21 protein-coding genes are annotated in these 22,705 nt (G+C 70.9%); 15 read left to right on the forward strand and 6 right to left on the reverse strand.

Annotated features, from left to right (window positions below):
• The first annotated feature begins 57 nt into the window (after positions 1–57).
• Both OOJ91_RS22675 and OOJ91_RS22680 read left to right on the forward strand, forming a co-directional pair.
• Positions 58–4,425 carry a HAMP domain-containing protein gene (locus OOJ91_RS22675; protein WP_266247988.1) on the forward strand — a complete coding sequence of 1,456 codons (4,368 nt, stop codon included), beginning with the start codon at positions 58–60 and terminating at the stop codon, positions 4,423–4,425.
• Complete coding sequence (locus OOJ91_RS22680) at positions 4,422–4,976, forward strand: response regulator (protein WP_266247990.1); 555 nt, start codon at positions 4,422–4,424, stop codon at positions 4,974–4,976. The genes OOJ91_RS22675 and OOJ91_RS22680 overlap by 4 nt, the downstream gene beginning before the upstream one ends.
• A 9-nt stretch (positions 4,977–4,985) precedes the next feature.
• Here OOJ91_RS22680 and OOJ91_RS22685 read toward each other — a convergent pair whose 3' ends face one another.
• On the reverse strand, positions 4,986–5,483 hold the full coding sequence (locus OOJ91_RS22685; protein ID WP_266247991.1) for a GbsR/MarR family transcriptional regulator: 498 nt from the start codon (positions 5,481–5,483) through the stop codon (positions 4,986–4,988).
• Positions 5,484–5,575: 92 nt separating this feature from the next.
• Between OOJ91_RS22685 and OOJ91_RS22690 the strand changes: the two genes are divergently transcribed.
• Both OOJ91_RS22690 and OOJ91_RS22695 read left to right on the forward strand, forming a co-directional pair.
• Positions 5,576–6,472, forward strand: a complete 897-nt coding sequence (locus tag OOJ91_RS22690; protein ID WP_266247992.1) for an ABC transporter ATP-binding protein — start codon at positions 5,576–5,578, stop codon at positions 6,470–6,472.
• Positions 6,469–8,082, forward strand: a complete 1,614-nt coding sequence (locus OOJ91_RS22695) for an ABC transporter permease (protein WP_266247994.1) — start codon at positions 6,469–6,471, stop codon at positions 8,080–8,082. Before OOJ91_RS22690 ends, OOJ91_RS22695 begins: the two co-directional genes overlap by 4 nt.
• A gap of 110 nt (positions 8,083–8,192) precedes the next feature.
• Here OOJ91_RS22695 and OOJ91_RS22700 read toward each other — a convergent pair whose 3' ends face one another.
• Positions 8,193–8,528: an STAS domain-containing protein gene (locus tag OOJ91_RS22700; RefSeq protein WP_007454492.1), complete on the reverse strand. Its 336-nt coding sequence runs from the start codon at positions 8,526–8,528 to the stop codon at positions 8,193–8,195.
• Between the two features lie 164 nt (positions 8,529–8,692).
• On the opposite strand from OOJ91_RS22700, the gene hemL reads away from it, so the two are divergent.
• The 6 genes from hemL to ccsB are packed head-to-tail and all read left to right on the forward strand — an operon-like array spanning position 8,693 to position 14,703.
• Entirely contained in the window at positions 8,693–10,030 is a 1,338-nt protein-coding gene (gene hemL / locus OOJ91_RS22705) for a glutamate-1-semialdehyde 2,1-aminomutase (protein WP_266248002.1), read from the forward strand.
• A gap of 6 nt (positions 10,031–10,036) precedes the next feature.
• On the forward strand, positions 10,037–10,684 hold the full coding sequence (locus tag OOJ91_RS22710) for a histidine phosphatase family protein (protein ID WP_266248004.1): 648 nt from the start codon (positions 10,037–10,039) through the stop codon (positions 10,682–10,684).
• The gene (locus tag OOJ91_RS22715; RefSeq protein ID WP_266248005.1) at positions 10,684–11,250 is read left to right on the forward strand and encodes a TlpA family protein disulfide reductase; all 567 of its coding nucleotides are present in this window, start codon (positions 10,684–10,686) and stop codon (positions 11,248–11,250) included. The genes OOJ91_RS22710 and OOJ91_RS22715 overlap by 1 nt, the downstream gene beginning before the upstream one ends.
• A complete protein-coding gene (locus OOJ91_RS22720; RefSeq protein ID WP_266248008.1) occupies positions 11,250–12,074 on the forward strand; it encodes a cytochrome c biogenesis CcdA family protein in 825 nt (274 codons plus the stop codon). The genes OOJ91_RS22715 and OOJ91_RS22720 overlap by 1 nt, the downstream gene beginning before the upstream one ends.
• Positions 12,074–13,729: a cytochrome c biogenesis protein ResB gene (gene resB, locus OOJ91_RS22725; protein WP_266248010.1), complete on the forward strand. Its 1,656-nt coding sequence runs from the start codon at positions 12,074–12,076 to the stop codon at positions 13,727–13,729. Before OOJ91_RS22720 ends, resB begins: the two co-directional genes overlap by 1 nt.
• Positions 13,729–14,703, forward strand: coding sequence for a c-type cytochrome biogenesis protein CcsB (ccsB, locus tag OOJ91_RS22730; RefSeq protein ID WP_266248012.1), 975 nt, complete (start codon positions 13,729–13,731; stop codon positions 14,701–14,703). Before resB ends, ccsB begins: the two co-directional genes overlap by 1 nt.
• A 68-nt stretch (positions 14,704–14,771) precedes the next feature.
• Here the strand turns inward: ccsB and OOJ91_RS22735 are convergent, their stop codons facing one another.
• The 3 genes from OOJ91_RS22735 to OOJ91_RS22745 form a co-directional block, all read right to left on the reverse strand.
• Entirely contained in the window at positions 14,772–16,130 is a 1,359-nt protein-coding gene (locus OOJ91_RS22735; RefSeq protein WP_266248014.1) for a hypothetical protein, read from the reverse strand.
• Positions 16,131–16,233: 103 nt separating this feature from the next.
• Complete coding sequence (locus OOJ91_RS22740; RefSeq protein ID WP_266248016.1) at positions 16,234–16,482, reverse strand: hypothetical protein; 249 nt, start codon at positions 16,480–16,482, stop codon at positions 16,234–16,236.
• Positions 16,483–16,648: 166 nt separating this feature from the next.
• Positions 16,649–17,125: a MarR family winged helix-turn-helix transcriptional regulator gene (locus OOJ91_RS22745; RefSeq protein WP_266248018.1), complete on the reverse strand. Its 477-nt coding sequence runs from the start codon at positions 17,123–17,125 to the stop codon at positions 16,649–16,651.
• Between the two features lie 97 nt (positions 17,126–17,222).
• Between OOJ91_RS22745 and OOJ91_RS22750 the strand changes: the two genes are divergently transcribed.
• A complete protein-coding gene (locus OOJ91_RS22750) occupies positions 17,223–17,777 on the forward strand; it encodes a carboxymuconolactone decarboxylase family protein (RefSeq protein ID WP_266248019.1) in 555 nt (184 codons plus the stop codon).
• Between the two features lie 16 nt (positions 17,778–17,793).
• Here the strand turns inward: OOJ91_RS22750 and OOJ91_RS22755 are convergent, their stop codons facing one another.
• A complete protein-coding gene (locus OOJ91_RS22755; protein ID WP_266248020.1) occupies positions 17,794–18,669 on the reverse strand; it encodes an alpha/beta fold hydrolase in 876 nt (291 codons plus the stop codon).
• A 196-nt stretch (positions 18,670–18,865) separates the two neighbouring features.
• Here OOJ91_RS22755 and OOJ91_RS22760 point away from each other — a divergent pair, with 196 nt between their 5' ends.
• The 4 genes from OOJ91_RS22760 to mqnP all read left to right on the forward strand — a co-directional run bounded on the left by OOJ91_RS22760 (position 18,866) and on the right by mqnP (position 22,702).
• Positions 18,866–19,672, forward strand: coding sequence for a helix-turn-helix domain-containing protein (locus OOJ91_RS22760; RefSeq protein ID WP_266248021.1), 807 nt, complete (start codon positions 18,866–18,868; stop codon positions 19,670–19,672).
• Entirely contained in the window at positions 19,669–19,851 is a 183-nt protein-coding gene (locus OOJ91_RS22765; protein ID WP_030334025.1) for a DUF397 domain-containing protein, read from the forward strand. The genes OOJ91_RS22760 and OOJ91_RS22765 overlap by 4 nt, the downstream gene beginning before the upstream one ends.
• 479 nt (positions 19,852–20,330) lie before the next feature.
• Positions 20,331–21,791, forward strand: a complete 1,461-nt coding sequence (locus OOJ91_RS22770) for a menaquinone biosynthesis decarboxylase (RefSeq protein ID WP_266248023.1) — start codon at positions 20,331–20,333, stop codon at positions 21,789–21,791.
• Complete coding sequence (gene mqnP, locus OOJ91_RS22775) at positions 21,791–22,702, forward strand: menaquinone biosynthesis prenyltransferase MqnP (RefSeq protein ID WP_266248024.1); 912 nt, start codon at positions 21,791–21,793, stop codon at positions 22,700–22,702. The genes OOJ91_RS22770 and mqnP overlap by 1 nt, the downstream gene beginning before the upstream one ends.
• Positions 22,703–22,705: the final 3 nt, after the last annotated feature.

Below are 22,705 nucleotides of genomic sequence, written 5' to 3' on the forward strand. Positions count from 1 at the left end.
ATATGGGGTGCCGGTGTGTCCGTACGGGCACGGCGCCCCCGAGTTGAGCGAGGAATGATGACCACGGCGAAGCAGTCGGTCGCGGACCCGTCCGCGCCCGACCACGAGGCGCTCCTCGGTGAGTTGACCGAGGCGCTCCGGCGGATCGGTCGCGGCGACCTGAAGGTCCGGCTGCCCCGCCGTGCCGGCGCGGCCGGCGAGGTGGCGGACGCCTTCAACGAGGTGGTCTCGCTCCAGGAGCGGCAGTACCTGGACCTGCGGCGCATCAGCCGGATCGTCGGTCGGGACGGTCGGCTCACCGAGCGCCTCGACGACGAGGGGCTTGACGGCTCCTGGGCGGAGGGGCAGCGGGCGATCAACTCGCTGATCGACGACCTGGGTCGACCGACAACCGAGATCGCCCGGGTCATCGTGGCGGTCGCCGACGGCGACCTGTCCCAGCACATGGCGTTGGAGATCGACGGTCGGCCGCTGCGCGGCGAGTACCTGCGCATCGGGCGCACGGTGAACACGATGGTCGACCAGCTCTCGTCGTTCTCCAACGAGGTGACCCGGGTGGCCCGCGAGGTGGGCACCGAGGGCAAGTTGGGCGGCCAGGCCGACGTCCGGGGTGTCGCCGGCACCTGGAAGGACCTCACCGACTCGGTGAACACCATGGCGTCGAACCTGACCGGCCAGGTGCGGTCGATCTCGCAGGTGGCGACGGCGGTGGCCAAGGGCGACCTGTCGCAGAAGATCACGGTCGGCGCGCGCGGCGAGGTCGCCGAGTTGGCCGCGACTATGAACTACCTCACCGACACGCTGCGGCTATTCGCCGAGCAGGTGACCCGGGTGGCCCGCGAGGTGGGCACCGAGGGCAAGCTCGGCGGCCAGGCCGAGGTGCCGAACGTGGCGGGCACCTGGAAGGACCTGACCGACAGCGTCAACTCGATGGCGTCGAACCTGACGGCCCAGGTCCGCAACATCGCGCAGGTCTCCACGGCTGTCGCGCGCGGTGACCTCTCGCAGAAGATCACGGTGGCGGCGCAGGGCGAGATCCTGGAACTCAAGGACACCGTCAACACGATGGTGGACCAGTTGTCGTCGTTCGCCGACGAGGTGACGCGGGTGGCCCGTGAGGTGGGCATCGAGGGCAAGCTGGGCGGTCAGGCGCAGGTGCGTGGGGTCTCCGGCACGTGGCGGGACCTCACCGAGAACGTCAACCAGTTGGCCGGCAACCTGACCAGCCAGGTCCGCAACATCTCCCAGGTCTCCACGGCGGTGGCGAAGGGCGACCTGAGCCAGAAGATCACTGTGGACGCCCAGGGTGAGATCCTTGAGCTGAAGAACACTGTCAACACGATGGTGGACCAGTTGTCGTCGTTCGCCGACGAGGTGACCCGGGTGGCCCGTGAGGTGGGCACCGAGGGCAACCTTGGCGGGCAGGCGCAGGTCAAGGGCGTCTCCGGTACGTGGCGGGACCTGACCGACAACGTGAACTCGATGGCGTCGAACCTGACGAGCCAGGTCCGCAACATCGCCTCGGTGACCACTGCGGTGGCGAAGGGTGACCTGTCGCAGAAGATCACTGTGGACGCGCGGGGCGAGATCCTTGAGCTGAAGTCGACTGTCAACACGATGGTGGATCAGCTGTCGTCGTTCGCCGACGAGGTGACCCGGGTGGCCCGTGAGGTGGGCACCGAGGGCAAGCTGGGCGGTCAGGCCCAGGTGCGTGGGGTCGCCGGCACGTGGCGGGACCTGACCGACAACGTGAACTCGATGGCGTCGAACCTGACCGCGCAGGTGCGCAACATCGCGCAGGTCTCCACGGCGGTGGCGAAGGGTGACCTGTCGCAGAAGATCACTGTGGACGCGCGGGGCGAGATCCTTGAGCTGAAGTCGACTGTCAACACGATGGTGGACCAGTTGTCGTCGTTCGCCGACGAGGTGACCCGGGTGGCCCGTGAGGTGGGCACCGAGGGCAAGCTGGGTGGTCAGGCGCAGGTGAAGGGCGTCTCCGGTACCTGGCGGGACCTGACCGACAACGTGAACTCGATGGCGTCCAACCTGACGAGCCAGGTCCGCAACATCGCCTCGGTGACCACGGCCGTCGCGAAGGGTGACCTGAGCCAGAAGATCACCGTGGACGCCCAGGGCGAGATCCTTGAGCTGAAGTCCACTGTCAACACGATGGTCGACCAGTTGTCGTCGTTCGCCGACGAGGTGACCCGGGTGGCCCGCGAGGTCGGCATCGAGGGCAAGCTCGGCGGTCAGGCGCAGGTGAAGGGCGTCTCCGGCACCTGGCGTGACCTCACCGAGAACGTCAACCAGCTCGCCTCGACGCTCACCACCCAGTTGCGGGCCATCGCCCAGGTGTCCACGTCGGTGACCCGCGGCGACCTGACCCAGCGGATCGCGGTCAAGGCGCAGGGCGAGGTCGCCGAGCTGAAGGACAACATCAACCAGATGATCGTCACCCTCCGGGAGACGACCAAGAAGAACGCCGAGCAGGGCTGGCTGGACTCCAACCTGGCCCGCATCGGTGGCCTGTTGCAGGGCCAGCGGGACCTGGGCGAGGTCTGTCGCATGATCATGACTGAGGTGACCCCGCTCGTCGACGCCCAGCTCGGCGCCTTCTTCCTGGCCGACGACGCCGACGGCAGCATGCGGCTGCGGCTGACCTCGTCGTACGGGTACGTGGCACGTGGGCACGACGTCACCTTCGGGCCGGGTGAGGGATTGGTCGGGCAGACCGCCCTCTCGCGCCGGACGATCCGGGTCAGCGCCTCCCCGAACAGTCGTCTCACGCTGCGCTCCGGCCTGGCCGAGACACCCCCTTCCGACCTGGTGGTGCTCCCCGTGCTGTTCGAGGGGGAGCTGCTCGGGGTGATCGAGTTCGCAAGCGTGGCCGCCTTCTCCGAGCTGCACCTGTCGTTCCTGGAGCGGCTGGTGCTCACCATCGGCATCGCTGTCAACACCATCCAGGCCAACAGGCGTACGGAGGAGCTGCTGGCCCAGTCGCAGCGACTCGCGCACGAGTTGCAGGAGCAGTCGGCGGAGTTGCAGCGCACCAACGCCGAGTTGGAGGAGAAGGCCACACTGCTCTCCGAGCAGAAGGGCAACATCGAGACCAAGAACCGGGAGATCGAGCTGGCCCGGCTCGGCCTGGAGGAGAAGGCGCAGCAGCTCACGCGGGCCTCGGCGTACAAGTCGGAGTTCCTGGCCAACATGAGCCATGAGCTGCGTACGCCGTTGAACTCGCTGCTCTTGCTGGCCCGGCTGCTGGCCGAGAACTCGGAGCAGAACCTCAACCCGAAGCAGATCGAGTTCGCCAGGACCATCCACAGTGCCGGCTCGGACCTGCTCTCGCTCATCGACGACATCCTGGACCTGTCCAAGATCGAGGCCGGTCGGATGGACGTCGAGCCCACCGAGATCCGCTTCACGGAGATCCGTGGCTACGTCGAGCAGGCGTTCGCCCCGCAGGCCGAGGAGAAGAACCTCGACTTCCAGGTACGCGTGAGCAAGGATCTGCCGCCGGCGTTGGTCACCGACGCGCAGCGGTTGCAGCAGATCCTGCGCAACCTGCTGTCCAACGCGGTGAAGTTCACCGACAACGGCGCGGTGACGTTGCGGATCGCCCCGGCCGCGGAGAACGTGGTGTTCGACGTGCCGGCGCTCACCAACGCCCAGCAGGTGATCGCGTTCACGGTGATCGACACGGGGATCGGCATCTCCGACGACAAACTGTCGATCATCTTCGAGGCGTTCCAGCAGGCGGACGGCACGACAAGTCGCCGCTACGGCGGCACCGGCCTGGGGCTGTCGATCAGCCGCGATCTGGCCCGGCTGATCGGGGGCACCATCACCGTGTCGTCGGCGCCCGGGCAGGGTTCGACATTCACGTTGTTCGTGCCGCAGGTGCTGGCGCCGGACGCGGTGGTCGCGCCCCAGTCGCCGTCACCGCAGCGTGCCGGCCTGCCGTCGTCGCTGCTGATGCCGCCGCTTGAGTTGCTGCCGGCGCGGCCGGAGGCGCCTGTCACCCGTCAGTTGGACGGTGCGACCGTGCTGATCGTGGACGACGACGTCCGCAACGTCTTCGCTCTGACCAGCGCGTTGGAGCTGCACGGCATGACCGTGCTGTACTCGGACAACGGGGCGGACGGCGTCCGCCTGCTGGCCGAGCACCCGGAGGTGGACATCGTGCTGATGGACGCCATGATGCCGGATCAGGACGGCTACGAGACGACCCGCCAGATCCGCCGCAACCACCGGTTCGCCGACCTTCCGGTCGTCTTCCTGACCGCGAAGGCGATGCCGGGTGACCGCGAGTCCGCGCTCGCGGCCGGGGGAAGCGACTACATCACCAAGCCTGTCGACCTGGACGACCTGATCGAGTTGATGTCGTCCTGGATCAGCGGCGGCCGGATCGAGGAGACTTCGTGACCCAGATGGCCAAGGCGCTGCTCGTGGACGATCGCCGGGAGAACCTGATGGCCCTGGAGGCGATCCTCCAGGGCCTGCCGGTTCAGTCGGTGGCCGTGGAGAGCGGCGAGGCGGCGCTCAAGCAGCTGCTGGTGGACGACTTCGCGGTGATCCTGTTGGACGCGCAGATGCCGGACATGGACGGCTTCGAGACGGCCAGCCACATCAAGCGCCGGGAGCGGACCCGGCACGTGCCGATCATCTTCCTCACCGCCGCCGACAGGGACGCCCAGCTCGCGCTGCGGGGCTACCAGGTGGGTGCGGTGGACTACCTGACCAAGCCGTTCGACCCGTGGGTGCTGCGGGCCAAGGTGTCGGTCTTCGTCGAGCTGTGGGTGAAGACCCGGCAGTTGGCCGCCCAGTCGGACCTGGTCCGGGAGCGCGACACGCAGTGGCGGCGGCTCACCGACGCGGTCGACGAGGCGACCACCCTGCTCCGCTCCGACGACCAGGAGTCGCGGGACCGTGCGGTGGAGCTACTCGAGCAGGCCCGCTGGGGCAGCTCCGCCTGACCCGACCGGTCAGGCCTCGCCGGGGCGCAGGTGGCCGGTCTGGGCCCGGCGGATCCGCCAGCGCTCACCCAGCGAGTCGATTTCCTCCTGGACGAAGATGAAGAAGTCGCGCATCTCGGCCACCCGCTCGCCGGCCGGCGTCTCCGGGCCGTTGAGGGCGACCACACCACCCTCGGCCGCGTCGATGAACGTCTTGTAGATCGCGGTCTTGGTGATGGTCCCCTCGTACCAGGGGTTGTCCGGCATCCGGTAGCGGTCGCGGCGGGACCGGGGGACGGGTTCGCGGATCAGCATGCCGAACTGGGTGAGGTAGCGGACCGCGCCGCTGACCGCCGCCGCGCTGACCCCGAGCCGCTCGCCGATCTCGGCGGCCGTCAGCGGGTCGTCGGCGCTCATCACCGTGAACAACACCCGGGCGGCCATCCGGGGAAAGCCGACCTCGGCGAACGTGAGGGCCATCCGTTCGACGAAGAGGTGCACCGGGTCGTGGCCGTCGACGGCTGCCATGGCGGTCCCTCCCTGCGCGGTTCGTGGGCACCGATGGTGCCCCGACTCTCACTGTCTTCACAACTTTGTGAAACGAGTGTAGCTTCCGATATATGGAAACTCCGATTGCGGTGTCCGGCCTGGTCAAGACCTTCGGCCGGACCCGGGCGCTGGACGGTCTGGACCTGACCGTCCGCGCCGGCGAGGTGCACGGCTTCCTCGGCCCGAACGGCGCCGGCAAGTCGACGACGATCCGAGCGCTGCTCGGCCTGCTGCGGACGGACGCGGGGGACGTCCGCCTGCTCGGCGGTGACCCGTGGCGCGACGCGGTGGCCCTGCACCGCCGGCTGGCGTACGTGCCGGGCGACGTGACGCTCTGGCCCAACCTCTCCGGCGGCGAGGTCATCGACCTGCTCGGCCGGATGCGCGGAGGGCTCGACCCGGCCCGCCGAGCCGAGCTGCTCGACTCCTTCGAGCTGGACCCCCGCAAGAAGGGCCGGGCGTACTCCAAGGGCAACAGGCAGAAGGTCGGCCTGGTGGCAGCCCTCGCGTCGGACGTCGAACTGCTCATCCTGGACGAGCCGACCTCCGGCCTGGACCCGCTCATGGAGGAGGTCTTCCAGCACTGGGTGCGCCGGGCCAAGGCCGACGGCCGCACCGTGCTGCTCTCCAGCCACATCCTGGCCGAGGTGGAGGCGCTCTGCGACCGGGTGACGATCATCCGCAACGGGCGGGACGTGGAGACCGGCACCCTGAGCGAGCTGCGGCACCTGCGCCGCACCTCGATCGAGGCCGAGCTGACCGGTCCGGTGGACGGGCTGGGTCAGCTCACCGGCGTACACGACCTGCGTGTGGACGGGCAGCGGGTGCGCTTCGACGTGGAGGACGTCGCGCTTGACGTCGCGCTGCGTCGGCTCACCGAGATCGGCGTACGGAGCCTGGTCAGCCAGCCGCCGACGCTTGAGGAGCTGTTCCTGCGGCACTACCAGGCCGAGCAGGTGCGGTCATGACCCCGTTCACCGGCACCCGGCACCTGGTGCGGCTGATCCTGCGGCGGGACCGTGTCGTGCTGCCGATCTGGGTCCTCCTGCTGGCCGTGCTGCCGGCCAGCTACGCCGCCACGTACGCCGAGCTGTACCCGACCGCCGCCGAGCGGGCCGCGTACCTGGCCGGCACCGCGAGCAACCCGTCGATCGTCGCGCTGCTCGGGCCGGTGTTCGGCGACAGCGTCGGCGCGCTCGCCGTCCAGCGGGCCGGCCTGCTGGTGTTGATCGCCGCGTTGGTAAGTGTGCTGACCGTGGTCCGGCACACCCGCACCGAGGAGGAGGCCGGCCGGCGTGAGCTGCTCGGCGCGACGGTCCTCGGCCGGTACGCCGGTCTGACCGCGGCGCTGCTGGTGACGTACGCCGCGAATGTGCTGCTCGGTCTGCTCATCGCCGGCGGTCTGGTCGCCACGGGTCTGCCCGGCGCGGGTTCGCTGCTGTTCGGCGCGGGGGTGGCGCTCACAGGCGTCGCCTTCGCCACGGTCGGCGGCCTGGCCGCGCAGCTCACCGAGAGCGCCGGCGGCGCGCGCGGCATCGGCCTGGGCGTGCTCGGGTTGGCCTTCGTGCTGCGGCTGGCGGGCGACGCCGGAGGATCCGGCGGCACCGCCGGAAAAGCCGAGTGGCTGAGCTGGCTCTCGCCGCTGGGCTGGGCGCCCCGGGGACGGGCCTTCGCCGGTGAGCGCTTGTGGGTGCTGCTGCTGCCGGTGCTGTTCGCGGCGGTGGTCGCGCTCGTCGCGTACCCCGTCTCGGTGCGCCGGGACCTCGGCGCGGGGGTGCTGCCGCCGCGGCTCGGCCCGGCCACCGCCGGTCCGGGGCTGGCCGGTCCCTTCGGCCTGGCCTGGCGGCTGCACCGGGGCCAACTGCTCGGCTGGACCATCGGCTTCGGGCTGCTCGGTTTGGTGCTTGGTGGCGCGGCGGACGCGGCCGGCGACGCGGTGCAGGGCAACGAGCAGATCGCCGAGATCATGGCCCGGCTGGGTGGCACGTCGGCGCTCGCCGAGGCGTACCTCGGTGGCACGTTGAGTCTGACCGCGCTGGCCGCCGCCGGGTACGGCATCCAGGCCGCGCTGCGGGCGCGGGCGGAGGAGGTCGCCGGGCGGGCCGAACCGCTGCTCGCCACTGCGGTGAGCCGGACCCGCTGGCTTGCGGCGCACCTGCTCTTCGCGCTGCTCGGCCCGGTGGTGGTGCTGGCCGTGGCGGGCCTGACGACCGGGCTGGCGTACGGCCTGAGCGTGGGCGACGTCGGCGGTGAGTTGCCCCGACTGGTCGGCGCCGGGCTGGCCCAGGTGCCGGCGGCGTGGGTGCTCGCCGGGCTCGCGGCGCTGCTTGTGGGTTGGCTGCCCCGGTTCTCCTCGGCGGCCTGGGCGGTGCTCGCCGGCTGCCTGCTGCTCGGTCAGATCGGCGCGGTGCTGAAGCTGAGTCAGTGGGCGCTGGACCTGTCCCCGTTCACGCACACCCCACAGGTCCTCGGCGACAACTGGACAGCAACCCCCCTGGCCCTGCTGACCGCCGTGACAGCGGCCCTCCTGGCCCTGGCCCTGCGCACCTTTCACACCCGAAACATCCCCACCCCCTGACGGTCCCCCGAGGGTCCGCGGGGCACCCGGACGCGGTGATCAAGAGGTTTGCGTCAGCGGAAGCGCGATCTTTGACGCAAACCTCTTGATCAACAGGGCGAGGCGGGGGGTCAGCCTGTTGGTTGGTCGTTGCGGATCATCAGGGCGCTGCGTAGGCCGGTGATGTCCAGGACGCGGATCAGGAAGTCGCCCACGTGGGTGAGCATCAGCAGGCTCTGCGCGTGACTGGCCTTGCGGCTGAGCACCACGAGCGTGCCCAGGCCCTGCGAGTCGCAGAAGGTGACGCCGCCGAGGTCGAGCACGATCCGCGGAGGCGGGTCGGCCAGCACCTCGTTGACCACGGTGCTGAGCTGGGCGGCCGTGAGCATGTCGATCTCACCGGCCAGGCGCAGCACTGCTTCGTCGCCCGTCCGGTGTAGCGTGATGGACAGTTCGGCACGATCCACCCGGTCAGCCTAGCGCGATCCCGCCGACCCGGCCTGTCGAGGCCGCAAGCCGCCGCCCCACCCGCGTGCGGGCTGGTCACGGGCACCGGCAGCGGGTGAGCCTGATAACCCCGGCCCGGGGTGGCTGCCGGTTGACAGCCCGGCGCTGACACAATGGCGGCATCGTGACCGACATCGTTTCCGCCGGAAGAGGCCGTTACCCGGCCGACGCGCCGGCCTCCGAGGCCCTGTTCGACCGCGCCCGCGCCATCGTGCCGGGCGGGGTGAACTCCCCCGTGCGCGCCTTCCAGGCGGTCGGCGGCACCCCGCGTTTCATGGTCCGTGGCGAGGGCCCGTGGCTGTACGACGCCGACGGTCGCCGCTACGTCGACCTGGTCTGCTCGTGGGGGCCGCTGATCCTCGGGCACGCCCACCCCGAGGTGGTGGCCGCCGTGCAGGCCGCCGCCGCCCTGGGCACCAGCTTCGGCACGCCCACCCCGGGCGAGGTGGAGCTGGCCGCCGAGCTGGTCGACCGGACCCCGATGGAGCAGGTACGCCTGGTCAACTCCGGCACCGAGGCCACCATGTCGGCGATCCGGCTGGCGCGCGGCTTCACCGGCCGCTCCAAGATCGTCAAGTTCGCCGGCTGCTACCACGGTCACGTCGACGCGCTGCTCGCCTCTGCCGGGTCCGGCGTGGCGACACTGGGCCTGCCCGACTCGCCCGGCGTGACCGGCGCGGCGGCCAGCGAGACGATAGTCCTTCCGTACAACGACATCCGGGCCGTCGAGGAGGCGTTCGCCGCCGAGGGCCCGCACATCGCCGCGGTGATCACCGAGGCCGCCGCCGGCAACATGGGCGTGGTGGCCCCCCGCGACGGGTTCAATTCCCAGCTCGCCCGGATCGCGCACGCGCACGGCGCGCTGCTCGTGGTGGACGAGGTGATGACCGGGTTCCGGGTCTCCCGCGCCGGGTGGCACGGCCTCGACGCCTCCGACGCGGACCTGTGGACGTACGGCAAGGTCATGGGTGGTGGTCTGCCCGCCGCGGCCTTCGGCGGGCGCGCGGACATCATGGCGCGGCTGGCCCCGGCCGGCCCGGTCTACCAGGCCGGCACGCTCTCCGGTAACCCCCTCGCGTGCGCCGCCGGCCTGGCCACGCTGCGGCTGGCCGACGACGCGCTGTACCGCAAGCTCGACGAGACGGCCGCCGTCGTGGGCAAGCTCGCGTCCGACGCGCTTGCCGCCGCCGGGGTCCCGCACCGACTGTCGTACGCGGGCAGCATGTTCTCGATCTTCTTCACCGACGCCGACGTCGTGGACTACGACAGCGCGCGCACCCAGCAGGTGCCGGCGTTCAAGGCGTTCTTCCACGCGATGCTCGCCGCCGGCGTCTACCTGCCGCCGAGCGCGTTCGAGTCGTGGTTCGTGTCGGCGGCGCTCGACGACGCCGCTCTGGAGCACATCGCCACGGCGCTGCCCACGGCGGCGAACGCGGCGGCAGCGGCGGGTCACGGGGGGTAACAAACTGTGAGCAAGACTGTGGTCCACGTGCTCCGGCACGGCGAGGTGCACAACCCCGACCAGATCCTCTACGGGCGGCTGCCCGGTTTCCGCCTGTCCGAGCTGGGCGTGCAGATGGCCAAGGCCGCCGCGGAGGGTCTCGCCGACCGGGAGATCGTGCACGTGGTGGCCAGCCCGCTGGAACGGGCCCAGCAGACCGCCGAGCCGATCGCCGCCCAGTTCGGGCTGCCGGTCGGCGTGGACGAGCGGCTGATCGAGAGCGCCAACTGGTTCGAGGGCAAGAAGGTGTCCCCGGGTGACGGGTCGTTCCGCGACCCGCGCAACTGGTGGGTGCTGCGCGACCCGGTGACACCGTCCTGGGGTGAGGCGTACCGGGTGATCGCCGAGCGGATGTTCGCCGCCGTGCACGCCGCCCGCGTCGCCGCCGAGGGGCGCGAGGCGGTGCTGGTGTCGCACCAGCTCCCGATCTGGACGCTGCGTCGCCACGTCGAGCGCAAGCGGCTCTGGCACGACCCGCGCAAGCGGCAGTGCGGGCTGGCGAGCCTCACCTCGTTCCACTTCGACGGCGCGAAGGTCGCGGGCATCGGCTACAGCGAGCCGGCCGCGCACCTCGTCGCCCTCTCCGCGACAGCCCGGACGGCCAAGGGGGCCTGATGACCACCCGGAGGTGGACCGCGGGTCTGCTCGCCACAGTCGCCGCGGTGGCGCTGGCCGGCTGCTCCTCCGGGGGCAGCGAGGAGAAGAGCTGCGCCAGCGACGGCCTCACGATCACCTGTGCGCCGGACCAGCGGTCGAAGACCCCGAAGGTGACCGGCGAACTCCTCACCGGCGGCCAGTACGACGTCTCCCAGGCACGCGGCCAGGTCGTGGTCGTCAACTTCTGGGGATCCTGGTGCGCGCCCTGCCGTGCGGAGGCCGACGACCTGGAGACCACCTACCAGGCCACCAAGGCGTCCGGCGTGGCCTTCCTGGGGGTCAACGTGCAGGACAGCAAGGACAAGGCGATCGCCTTCGAGCAGGGGCGGGCCACCTACCCGAGCATCTTCGACCCGTCCAGCCGCCAGGCGTTGAACTTCGACATCCCGCCCAACACCACACCGGCGACAGTGGTCCTCGACCGCGACGGCCGGATCGCCGTGGTGATCCGCCGCGCCGTGACGCAGGACGAGCTGAAGCCCATCGTCGAACGGATCGCGGCCGAGAAACCGGCGTCGAACTGATGGGTGAGACCTTCGAGGAGCTGGCCCGGAGCGGGCCGCTGGTGCTCGCGATCGGCGCGGCGGCGCTCGCCGGGCTGGTCAGCTTCCTCTCCCCGTGCGTGCTCCCACTCGTCCCCGGCTACCTGTCGTACGTCACCGGGCTCGCCGGCGCGGACCTGGAGGGTCGCCGGCCGGCGGTCGATCCCGCACCATCCGGTGAGGGCGGCGGGGGCGTCGCTCTGCGCGAGCGCGCCGGGACGGTAGCGCTCAAGGGCCGGGTGCTCGCCGGCACCCTGCTCTTCATCGCCGGCTTCACAGTGGTCTTCGTCGCCAGCGCGATCCTGTTCGCCGGCATCGGTCGGGTCTTCTTCGACTACAAGCGCGAGCTGCAGATCGGCATCGGCGCGTTGATCATCGTGCTCGGCCTGGGCTACCTCGGCATGATCCCGGCGCTGCAACGCGAGTTCCGCATCTCCCGGCTGCCGTCGGCCGGCCTGCTCGGCGCGCCCGTGTTCGGCGCGGTCTTCGCGCTCAGTTGGGTGCCGTGCACCGGCCCGACGCTCGGCGCGGTGATGGGCATGGCCGCCACCAGCGGTCAGAGCGACCGCGCGGTGGTGCTCGCCGTGGCGTACTGCCTCGGACTGGGGATACCGTTCGTGGTCTTCGGGCTCGGCTTCGAACGCCTGCTCGGGGTCTTCCGCGCCATCAGGCGCAACAGCCGCTGGGTCACCCGGGTCGGCGGCGCCCTGCTCATCCTGGTCGGCCTGGCGCTCGTCACCGGCGGATGGCAGAGCTTCGTGATCTGGTTGCAGACCACCGTCGGGGTGGGCGAGGTGAGCATCTGATGACTGTCGTCGACGACCGACCGGAGACCGTGGCCCCGGCGCCCCGGCGTCGGCCCAACCGGCTGCTGGCCCTGCTGCGCAACTCGTGGCGGCAGCTCACCAGCATGCGCACGGCGCTGATCCTGCTCTTCCTGCTGGCCATCGCCGCGATCCCCGGTTCGGTGCTGCCGCAGCGGGGGATCAGCCCGGAGAAGGTGAACCAGTACTTCACCGACCACCCGGACTGGGCACCCCGACTGGACCGGATCGGCGCGTTCGAGGTCTTCGGTTCGGTCTGGTTCTCCGCGATCTACCTGCTGCTGTTCACGTCGCTGATCGGCTGCATCACGCCCCGGCTGCGCGACCACGCCCGGGCGCTGCGCTCCCGGCCACCTGTCGCGCCCAGGCAGTTGGCGCGGCTGCCGCAGCACGCCGTCCTGCCCGCCCCGGCCGGTGGCGCGACCGCCGTCGCCGAGGTGCTGCGCAAGCGACGCTGGCGGGTCGAGGTCCGCGGCGACGAGGTCTCCGCCGAGAAGGGCTACCTCAAGGAGACCGGCAACCTGCTGTTCCACACCTCGCTGATCGCGGTGCTGATCGGTGTCGCGCTCGGCTCGTGGTACGGCTGGAGCGGCAACCGGCTGCTCGTGGCCGGCGCGGACAACGCCTTCTGCAACACCCGCCAGCAGTACGCCGAGGCCAAACTCGGCCCCCGCGTCGACAGCGCCGACCTGCCCCGCTTCTGCCTGCGGCTGGACGACTTCCAGGCCCGTTTCCTGCCGTCCGGCCAGCCGGAGTCCTTCAACGCCCGGGTGACGGTCGACGGCCCGGACGAGCCGACACGCGTCGCGGACTTCTCGGTGAACTCGCCGCTGCGCCTCGCCGACGCGAGCGTCCACCTGCTCGGCCACGGGTACGCCCCGGTGATCCGCTACACCGACCGGTTCGGCAACAGCCAGGTCAGTGACGAGCCGTTCCTGACCACCGGCGACAGGGGCCTGACCAGCGAGGGCGTGGCCCAGTTCCCGGACGCCAACGTCGACCCGGCCACCGGCACGCGGGCACCGGACCAGCAGGTGGCGTTCAGCGGCATCTACCTGCCCACGGCACCGCAGCAGGGCCCGTTCGTCCGCTCGGAGTACCCGACCGAGCGCAACCCGGTGCTGAACCTGGTCGCCTACCGCGGCAACCTGGGCCTGGACGCCGGCATCCCCGGCTCGGTCTACCAGCTAGACCAGCGGCAGGTCCGCAACGGCAAGGTCAAGGAGATCGGCAGCAAGCTGCTCCGCAAGGGCGAGACCTGGACGCTTGACGACGGCAGCACCGTCCAGTTCCTGGGCACCGAGCGGTACGTCACGCTCTCCGTCCGGCACGACCCCGGCTCGATGCCGCTGCTGCTGAGCTGTGCCGCGCTGCTGGTCGGGCTGATGGGCTCGCTGTTCGGTAGGCGTCGCCGCGTGTTCTTCCGGGTGGCGCCGACCGACCCCGCGAACGGATCTCCGACGGGCGGTAGTAGCTTGATGGAGGCCGGTGGGTTGCCGCGCACCGACTATCCAGGGTTCGCCGACGAGTTCGCCCAGCTCGTCACCGCCGTGAGCGGTGCCGACCGGGCTGCCGAGCGGGCCGGGACCGACGCTGACTCCAGCGACCGGGCCGGTGTGCGAGAAGGGACCGAGTGATGTCCGCGCTCTCCGACAATCTGGTGACCTTCGCGATCCTGACGTACCTGATCGCGATGATCAGCCACGCCGTCGAGTACGCGCTGGGCAACGCGCGTACCCGGGTCGCCGTGGCGTCGCCCGCCCGCGAGCTGGTGGGTGCGGGGGTCGGCGGTGGCGGCGTCCTCCCGGAGCCGCCCGCGCCCGTCCCGCCCTCGGCCGACGCTTCGGCGCGCCGGGCACGAATCGCCGGCCTGGTCGCGGTGGGCGCCACCGCGCTCGCCGCCGTGCTGCACCTCGCGGCGCTTGTCACACGCGGTCTCGCGGCGGACCGGATGCCCTGGGGCAACATGTACGAGTTCGTGCTCACGGTGACGTTCATCGGTGTCGCCGCCTGGCTCGTGGTGCTCTGGAAGCGGCCGTCGCTGCGCAAGCTCGGGCTGTTCCTCACCCTGGTGATGGTGCTGCTGGTGGCCACCGCCGAGCTGGTCCTCTACGTGCCGATCGTGCCGCTGGTGCCGGCACTGAACTCGTACTGGTTCGTCATCCACGTCTCGACGATCGTCTTCGCGTCCGGCATCTTCCTGCTCGGCGCGGTGCCGGCGGTCGGCTTCCTGATGCGCAACGGGTACGAGCAGGGCAAGCGGAGCTTCCCGTACACCCTGGCGAAGCGGCTGCCCGGCGCGGTCGGCCTGGAGCGGTTGACCTTCGCGCTGCACGCGTTCGCCTTCCCGGTCTTCACGTTCGCGGTCATCGCCGGCGCGATCTGGGCCGAGGCGGCCTGGGGTCGGCCGTGGGGCTGGGACCCGAAGGAGACCTGGGCGTTCATCTCCTGGGTGGTCTACGCCGGCTACCTGCACGCCCGCGCCACGCCAAGCGTCAAGCGAAACGTGGCCACCTGGCTCGCGGTGCTCGGCTTCCTCACCATGCTGATGAACCTGTTCGGCGTGAACATCTTCTTCACCGGCCTGCACTCGTACGGCGGGCTGAGCTGACCCGATCAACGTGAACGGGCCGGCCACGGAACTGTCCGTGGCCGGCCCGATTCGTCGTGGTGGTTCGGTCAGCTCACCGTGACCGGGGCGATGTCGTTGCCCGGGTTGTCGTCCACGCGGGGGTAGCGGCCGCTCGGCTGGACCTCTCCGGCGGCTCCGGCGAGGCTGTCGATCCGCAGATCGAAGGTGACCGTGTTGCTGGTCCCGGCGGGGAACACGGCACCCCGTCCGGAGCAGTACCAGGTGCGCGTGGTGGGCTCCCCCTCCTCACCGCCGATCTGACTGCAGCCCAGCGGGTCGGCCAGGACGGTGACCCCGGTGGGCGGGGTGAACAGGAACGCCCCGACCGTGTCGCCGGAGTTCGTGCCGTCCGGCACGCCCGGCCCCTCGTTACGAAGGCCCACGGTGACCTGGACGGTGTCACCGACGGCACCGGTGACGGCGGCGCCCTGGGCGACGACGTCGAAGGCGCCCCGGACGTCGCGCAGGTAGGTCTGCCCGCCGGCGCCGGCCACCTCGACCGGGATCACGCCGAGCGGCTTTCCGAGCTGCCGCAGCCGCAGCGCCTGGTCGGCCTCGCGGTGCCGGAGCCGCACACCGCTCGGGAGGGGCCCGGCGTCGGCCAACGGCTCCACGAGCTGGGTGATCCGCTTGCCGCCGATGGTGGCCGGGCCGACAGTGGTGGCGAACCCGCCCCGCAGCTCGTGCCGCTGACCCGGCGCGAACGTGCCACGCACTGTGCAGACGACAACTGTGGCGAGCACCTGGTCGGTGCCGTACCGGCAGTTGCGGTAGCTCGCCGGGACCAGGCCCACCGCGAAGCGCATGGTGAGCCGCAGGTCGACAGCCGGCTGGTCACCGGCGTTGACCAGGGTCACCGGAACGGGGCGCGTGTCGCCCACCTCGACGCCGCTGACGTACTCGTCGACCATGTCGAGCAGGTCGGGACCGGACCGCACGGTGATCGTCGCCTGCTCGGCGTACGCCTCGGTCTGCTCGCCGAGCGCCGTGTAGTCGAGGGTGCCGGTGGCGCCGTCGGCGGCACCGGGAGCGGCCCGGAACACCACAGGCACGACACCTGTGAGCGTGCCGTCCTCGTCGACGGCGGTCGGTGGCATCGGACAGGTGACCGAGGTGCCCGCGGTGACACACCACGTGGGGAAGCTCGCCGTCGCGACGCCGGCCAGGCCGGTCAGGTCGATCGTGACCCGAGGCTGGGTGGCCCCGGTGCTGTTCAGAGTGAGCGGCACCGTCCGGCCGGGAGCGCCGGGGCCGCCGAGCGTGACGTCGCCCAGCCAGCCGCTGACCCAGCCGGGGTCGTCTTCCGCCGCAGCTGGGCCAGCCGTTGCACCGACCGCCGCGGTGGCCACGACCAGCGCGGCCAGGCTGCGCAGGAGTCGGCCACGCGTAACGCGCACAGATCTCATCGATCTCCTTGGTGAGGGTGAGCCGGTCGGAAGAAGCCTGGGCTGCTCACCCACGACCCGACCGGCACCCCTGATCCTAGAGATCGCCTGTGACAGTTTTCGATCAGTCGACGGGGCAGCGATCGCCGTCGGAAAGGTGCTCTACTGGGGACAGACGCCCTGGTCGCCACGCGCGTAGCGCCCGCTCGACCTGGATCGTGACCTGGTAGGACACCTCCGGCAGGTCGGCCAGCTCGATCCGTTCGCCGCGAAGCGCCACCTGCGCGTGCAGCTCCCGGGCGATGGCGTCGCGCAGCGCGACCAGCAGGGGCGACAACCCGTCCGGGTCGCCGACGACGTACGCGTCAGACATGTCCCCAGCCTGCCCCGAGTCGGTGCGGCCACGCCAGGGCCGGTGAGATGTGCCCGCCGTGCTTGATCCACTGCACATCGGCGATGTGGGGGTGTCGCGCGGTCGGCAAGGCGCCACCTCGGCGACCTGGTGTCGATCAAGGCCCGTAGGTGTGCGAGCGCCGTGGTCAGCCGCCGAACCAGCCTGGCACGTCGAGGCGGAACCAGTTGGCGGCGGCCATGGTGCGCAGGTCGTCCTCAAGCGCGTCGACCCGGTCCGGGCCGAGGGTGTCGGCCCACTGTGCCCGCAGCCGGTCGAAGACCTCGGCCGAGCGGCGTAGGCCGTCGACGCCGCGCGGGGTGACCCGGACCAGTCGGCGGCGCGCGTCGGAGGGGTCGTCGACACGTTCCAGGTAGTCGACGGCGACCAGCCGGTCGATCGTCTTGCCGGCGGCCTGCTTGGAGATGCCCAGTCGTTGGCCCAGCTCGGTGGCGGTGGTGCCGTCCACGCCGACGGCCTGGAGCACGAAACCGTGCAGTGGCCGCAGCTCCGGATGCCCCTGGCGGGCCAGCTCGGCGTGCAGGTCGTCGATAAGCGTCCGGAAGCCGGCCAGGAGCAGTAGCGGCAGGTGGAATCCGGGGCGCGCGGGTTCAGGGCTTGCCACGTTCGACAACCACGTTTACTATTTCGTCAACCACGTTGTCTATCGTACGGGATGCGCCACCGGCCCTCCCGACCGACGCTGCCGAAAGCAGGTAACCGTGTCCGTCTTCACCGAGCACACAGCCGAAACCGCACCCGCCGCCGCCCGTCGGACCGTCGAGGGGGTGCAGGGCCGGTTCGGCTGGCTGCCAACCGGGGTGGCGCTGATGGCCGAGTCACCACAACTGCTCACCGGCTTCTTCACCGCAAACGCGGGGTTCGAGCAGACCGATCTCACCCCGCTGGAGCGGGAGGTGGTCGTCCTCGCCGTCGCCACCACCTACGAGTGCCACGTCTGCGTCGCCCTGCACACCGGCACGCTCACCCGACTCGGTGCGAGCACCGAGCTGATCACCGCGCTGCGTTCCGCGACCGAGCTGCCCGAACCACGGCTGGAGGCGCTTCGCCGGTTCACGCTGGCCGTCCTGGAGCACCGGGGGGCGGTGCCCGACGACCAGTTGGACGACTTCCTGGCCGCCGGCTATCAGACCCGGCACGCGCTGGACGTGGTGCTCGGCGTCGGGGCGTACACCATCTCGACCTTCGCCAACCGACTCACCCGCGCGCCGCTCGACCCGCCACTTGCCGCCCACGCCTGGACGCCCGCCTCCTGACGCGGATGGTGCAGGGTCAGGTCGCCTGCAGGAAGTCGCGCAGCAGGGCGAGCATCTCGTCCGGGCGCTCCTCGTACAGCCAGTGCCCGCAGTCCTCGACCACCTCGCCGCGGACCGTGTCCGCGTACCGGCGAACCTGTTCGGCGACCTGTCCACCGAGGCTGGCCGCTGCGCCGACGGCAAGTACCGGCATCGTCAGCTTCGTCGACAGGTGCTCGGCGTTGTCGGCGATGTCCTGCTCGAACGCCCGGAAGTAGGCGAAGCTGGCCCGCAGATGCGCCGGGTCGCGCAGGTGGCTGGCGAACTCCTCGATGTCGGGCGCGGCGATGCTGCCCTTGCGCACCATCAGCGCGTCGGTGAACCGGTCCACCCAGAGCGACTCCCGCCCACTGACCAGGTCCTCCGGGAGCCCGTTGCCGAGGGAGAAGAAGCCGAAGTTCCACACCCCGGGCCCGGCCTGGGTGAGCGCGGGGAAGGTGTAGATGCTCTCGTCGGGGATCGGCGCCTCGCTGAGCACCAGTCGAATCACGCGCTGCGGATGGGCGGCGGCGTACGCGTACGCCACCATGGTCCCCAGGTCGTGCCCGACCAGCCGGAGGTCACCGACCAGGCCGAGCTGGTCGAGCAGGCCGTGCAGGTCGGCGGCGACGGTCTTCTTGTCGTACCCGCCGGGCGGGGCGTCGCTGTCCCCGAACCCGCGCAGGTCGGGTGCGACCACGTCGAAGGAGCGTCCCAGCTCGGGCAGCAGGTGCCGCCACATGTGCCAGCACTGCGGGTAGCCGTGCAGCAGCACCAGTGGCGGGCCACTGCCGCCCCGGACGTAGTTCATGCTGATCTGGCCGACCCGCGCCCGCTGCTCGGTGAACCCCGCGGGAACCCGCTCCGCGCCCATCGCCGCCTCCGTCCGCCGGTTGCCCGGCTACCCGCTCAACCGCCCGCCATGCCCGCAGGGTGCGGGCGGTACGGCCGGACTGCCGCTCGCGTTACCGCAATATGGGCGTCGAAGGGTGACGCAGCGTCGGGCACTAGCTACCGTGCGGCAAGTGGGTCGCGTGTGACCCGACGTTCGCGGCGGAAGGTGGTGCGCAGTGACCTCAGTGGTGTCCACGGCGACGCTTATCCGGGAGCAGCTCCGACGGTCGCGGCTCGCGGCCGGGCTGAGTCAGGAGGAGTACGGAAAGAAGGCGCACTATTCACCGTCCATGGTGTCCTCGGTCGAGCTGGGCCACACGGTGCCCAACGAGGCGTATCTGAAGCGGGCCGACGAGGTGCTCGACACGGGTGGCCTGCTGACCTCGCTGCGAGATCTGGGTCGGCGCGACAGGGAGCCGGTGTGGTTCCGCCCCTGGCTGGAGGTCGAGCGGGTCGCCACCCAGTTGCGCTGCTTCGGGGCGACGATGATCCCCGGGTTGTTGCAGACCGCCGACTACGCCCGTGCGGTGTTCCAGCTCGACCTGGGTCTCACCGCCGAACGAGTGGAGGAGTTGGTGGCCGCCCGGCTGGAGCGGCAGGCGATCCTCGACCGGGAGCATCCGCCGCAGCTCACCGCCGTGATCGACGAGGCCGCGTTGCAGCGCTTCGCGGAGGGCTGCGCGGGCGTGCTGGCCGATCAGCTGCGGCACCTGGTGGCGTGCGCCCGCCGTCCGCACATCCGGGTGCACGTGCTGCCGCAGCAGGTTGGGTTGCACGCCGGCCTGTTCGGGCCGTTCATCCTGGGCCGCACCACCGACGGCAGTTGGCTCGGCTTCCTCGACAACCAGACCGGCGGCACCGCCGTGGACGACATCTTCGAGGTGGCGACCCTGCTCGGAAGGTGGGAGAGTCTGCGCAGTGACGCGCTGCCCCGGCAGCAGTCCATCGACCTGCTCGAGGAGATCGTGAAGCCATGGATCTGACCGGAGCCCGCTGGCACAAGTCCACCCGGAGCGGCAACGACGCCGGCGCGTGCGTCGAGGTCGCCGACAACCTGCCCGGCCGGGTGCACGTCCGCGATTCCAAGGACCGCGACGGCGGCCTGTTGACCTTCACACCGGCCGCGTGGCGGGCTTTCGTCGAGCTGGCCCGCACCCACTGACCCGCTGCTGACCCCTGGCCCGCACGGACTGACCCGCCACTGGGCGCGCGTGCCGGCGACCCATGGTCCGTCTACCAGCGCCTGATCGCGCTGACCGCGACGAGCGCCAGGTCCACCCACGCTCGGAGCGTCCGTGACCGACAGGCGGGTGGTCAGTGCTCGTCGCCAAGATCCGCGCAACATCAGGGATGTTGGTGTCTCCACCGTGTCGGAGGCAGCAACATCCGGGAAGTTGCGCGGATCTTGGGCGCGGGGCGCGGGGCGCCGGGGCGCGGGGCGCCGGAGCGCGGGGCGCCGGAGCGCGGGGCGCCGGAGCGCGGGGCGCCGGAGCGCGGGGCGCCGGGGCGCGGGGCGCGGGGCGCGGCGCGGCGCGGGGCGCGGGGCGCGGGGCGGGGCGCGGGGCGCGGGGCAACGGCCGTCGCGGGTGTCACAGCACCCGCTGTGGGCCGCCTCGGACCCGGTGCGGGAGACTGGGCGACATGGCGGCTCGTGGCTTCCCGTACACCGATCTCAAGGACTTTCTCGCGGCGCTGGAGCGCGCGGGGGAGCTGCGGCGGGTCGACGTCCCCGTCGACCCGACCCTGGAGATCAGCGAGGTCGTCACCCGCACGGTGCGCGCCGGCGGGCCGGCGCTGCTCTTCGAGCACCCCACCCGGGGCGAGATGCCGCTGGCGATCAACCTGTTCGGCACCGAGAAGCGGATGGCGATGGCCCTCGGCGTCGATTCGCTCGACGAGATCGGCGCCCGGATCGGCGCGCTGATCAAGCCCGAGCTGCCGGTCGGCTGGTCGGGCATCCGCGAGGGGCTCGGCAAGGTCATGCAGCTCAAGTCGGTGCCGCCGCGCAAGGTGAAGACCGCGCCCTGCCAGGAGGTCGTCTACCGCGGTGACGACGTCGACCTGAACCGGCTGCCGGGATTGCAGGTCTGGCCCGACGACGGGGGCATCTTCCACAACTACGGGCTGACCCACACGAAGCACCCGGAGACCGGCAAGCGCAACCTGGGCCTCTACCGGCTCCAGCAGCACGGCCGCAACACCCTGGGCATGCACTGGCAGATCCACAAGGACTCGACAGCACACCACGCGGTCGCCGAGCGGCTCGGGCAGCGCCTGCCGGTCGCGGTCGCGATCGGTTGCGACCCGGTCGTCTCGTACGCGGCAAGCGCGCCGCTGCCCGGCGACATCGACGAGTACCTGTTCGCGGGGTTCCTGCGCGGCGAGCGGGTGGAGATGGTCGACTGCCTGACCGTCCCGTTGCAGGTGCCGGCGCACGCGCAGATCGTGCTGGAGGGCTACCTGGAGCCCGGCGAGCGGCTGCCCGAGGGGCCGTTCGGCGACCACACCGGCTTCTACACCCCGGTCGAACCGTTCCCCGTGCTGCACATCGAGGCGATGACCATGCAGCGCAACCCCGTCTACCACTCGATCGTCACCTCCAAGCCGCCGCAGGAGGACCACGGCCTCGGCAAGGCCACCGAGCGGATCTTCCAGCCGCTGCTCAAGCTGATGATCCCGGACATCGTCGACTACGACCTGCCGGCCGCCGGGGTGTTCCACAACTGCGCGATCGTGTCGATCCGGAAGCGCTACCCGAAGCACGCGCAGAAGGTGATGAACGCGATCTGGGGCGCACACCTCATGTCGCTCACCAAGTTGATCGTGATCGTCGACGAGGACTGCGACGTGCACGACTACAACGAGGTCGCCTTCCGGGCGTTCGGCAACGTCGACTACGCCCGCGACCTGCTGCTCACCGAGGGGCCGGTGGACCACCTCGACCACTCGTCGTACCAGCAGTTCTGGGGCGGCAAGGCCGGCGTCGACGCGACCCGCAAGCTGCCCACCGAGGGCTACACCCGCGGTTGGCCGGAGGAGATGAGCATGGCACCGGAGGTCACGGCCCTTGTCGACAAGCGCTGGAAGGAGTACGGAATCTGATGGCCGTCCTCGACGCACCAGTGCAGAAGCCGAGCCGGGTCAAGTCCTTCCTCAAGCTCGTCGCGATCGAGCACTCCGTGTTCGCGTTGCCGTTCGCCTACCTCTCGGCCCTGACCGCCATGCAGGTCAACGGCGGCCATGTGCGGTGGCTCGACCTGCTGCTGATCACCGTGGCGATGGTCGGGGCGCGGACGTTCGCGATGGCCGCCAACCGGATCCTCGACAGGCGCATCGACGCGCGGAACCCGCGTACCGCCGGACGGGAACTGGTCACCGGGGCGGTGAGCGTGCGGACGGCCTGGACCGGCGCGGCCGTCGCGCTTGTGGTCTTCCTCGCCGCCGCCGCGCTGCTCAACCCGCTCTGCCTGGTGCTGGCGCCGCTCGCCGTGGTGCCGCTCGTCGTCTACCCGTACGGCAAGCGGTTCACCAACTGGCCGCACGCCATCCTCGCGATCGCCCAGGCGGTCGGCCCGGTCGGCGCCTGGCTGGCGGTCACCGGCACCCTGGGCGGCTCGTGGCCGGCCTGGCTGCTCGGCGCGGCGGTCGGCCTGTGGATCGGCGGCTTCGACCTCATCTACGCCTGCCAGGACTCCGAGATCGACCAGGAGATCGGCGTGCACAGCGTGCCCGCCCGGTACGGCAGGCGCTTCGCCCTGCACGCCTCCACAGTCGCGCACGTGGTGACGTTCGGGCTGTTCATCTGGTTCGGCGCGCTGATCGGGTTCGGCTGGCTCTGGTGGATCGGGCTGGCGTTGACGGCTGTCGCGTTCGCCTACCAGCACCTGGTGGTCAGCCCGACCGACCTCAGCAAGGTCAACCGGGCGTTCTTCACGGCCAACGGCTTCGTCGGCATCGCGCTGTTCGTGTTCGCCCTGCTCGACCTGGTGATCCGCCTCGACCTGCGTCCGTAGGGC

Origin of the sequence: Micromonospora lupini (genome assembly GCF_026342015.1) — a bacterium.
In the GTDB taxonomy this organism is placed as follows: domain Bacteria; phylum Actinomycetota; class Actinomycetes; order Mycobacteriales; family Micromonosporaceae; genus Micromonospora; species Micromonospora lupini_B.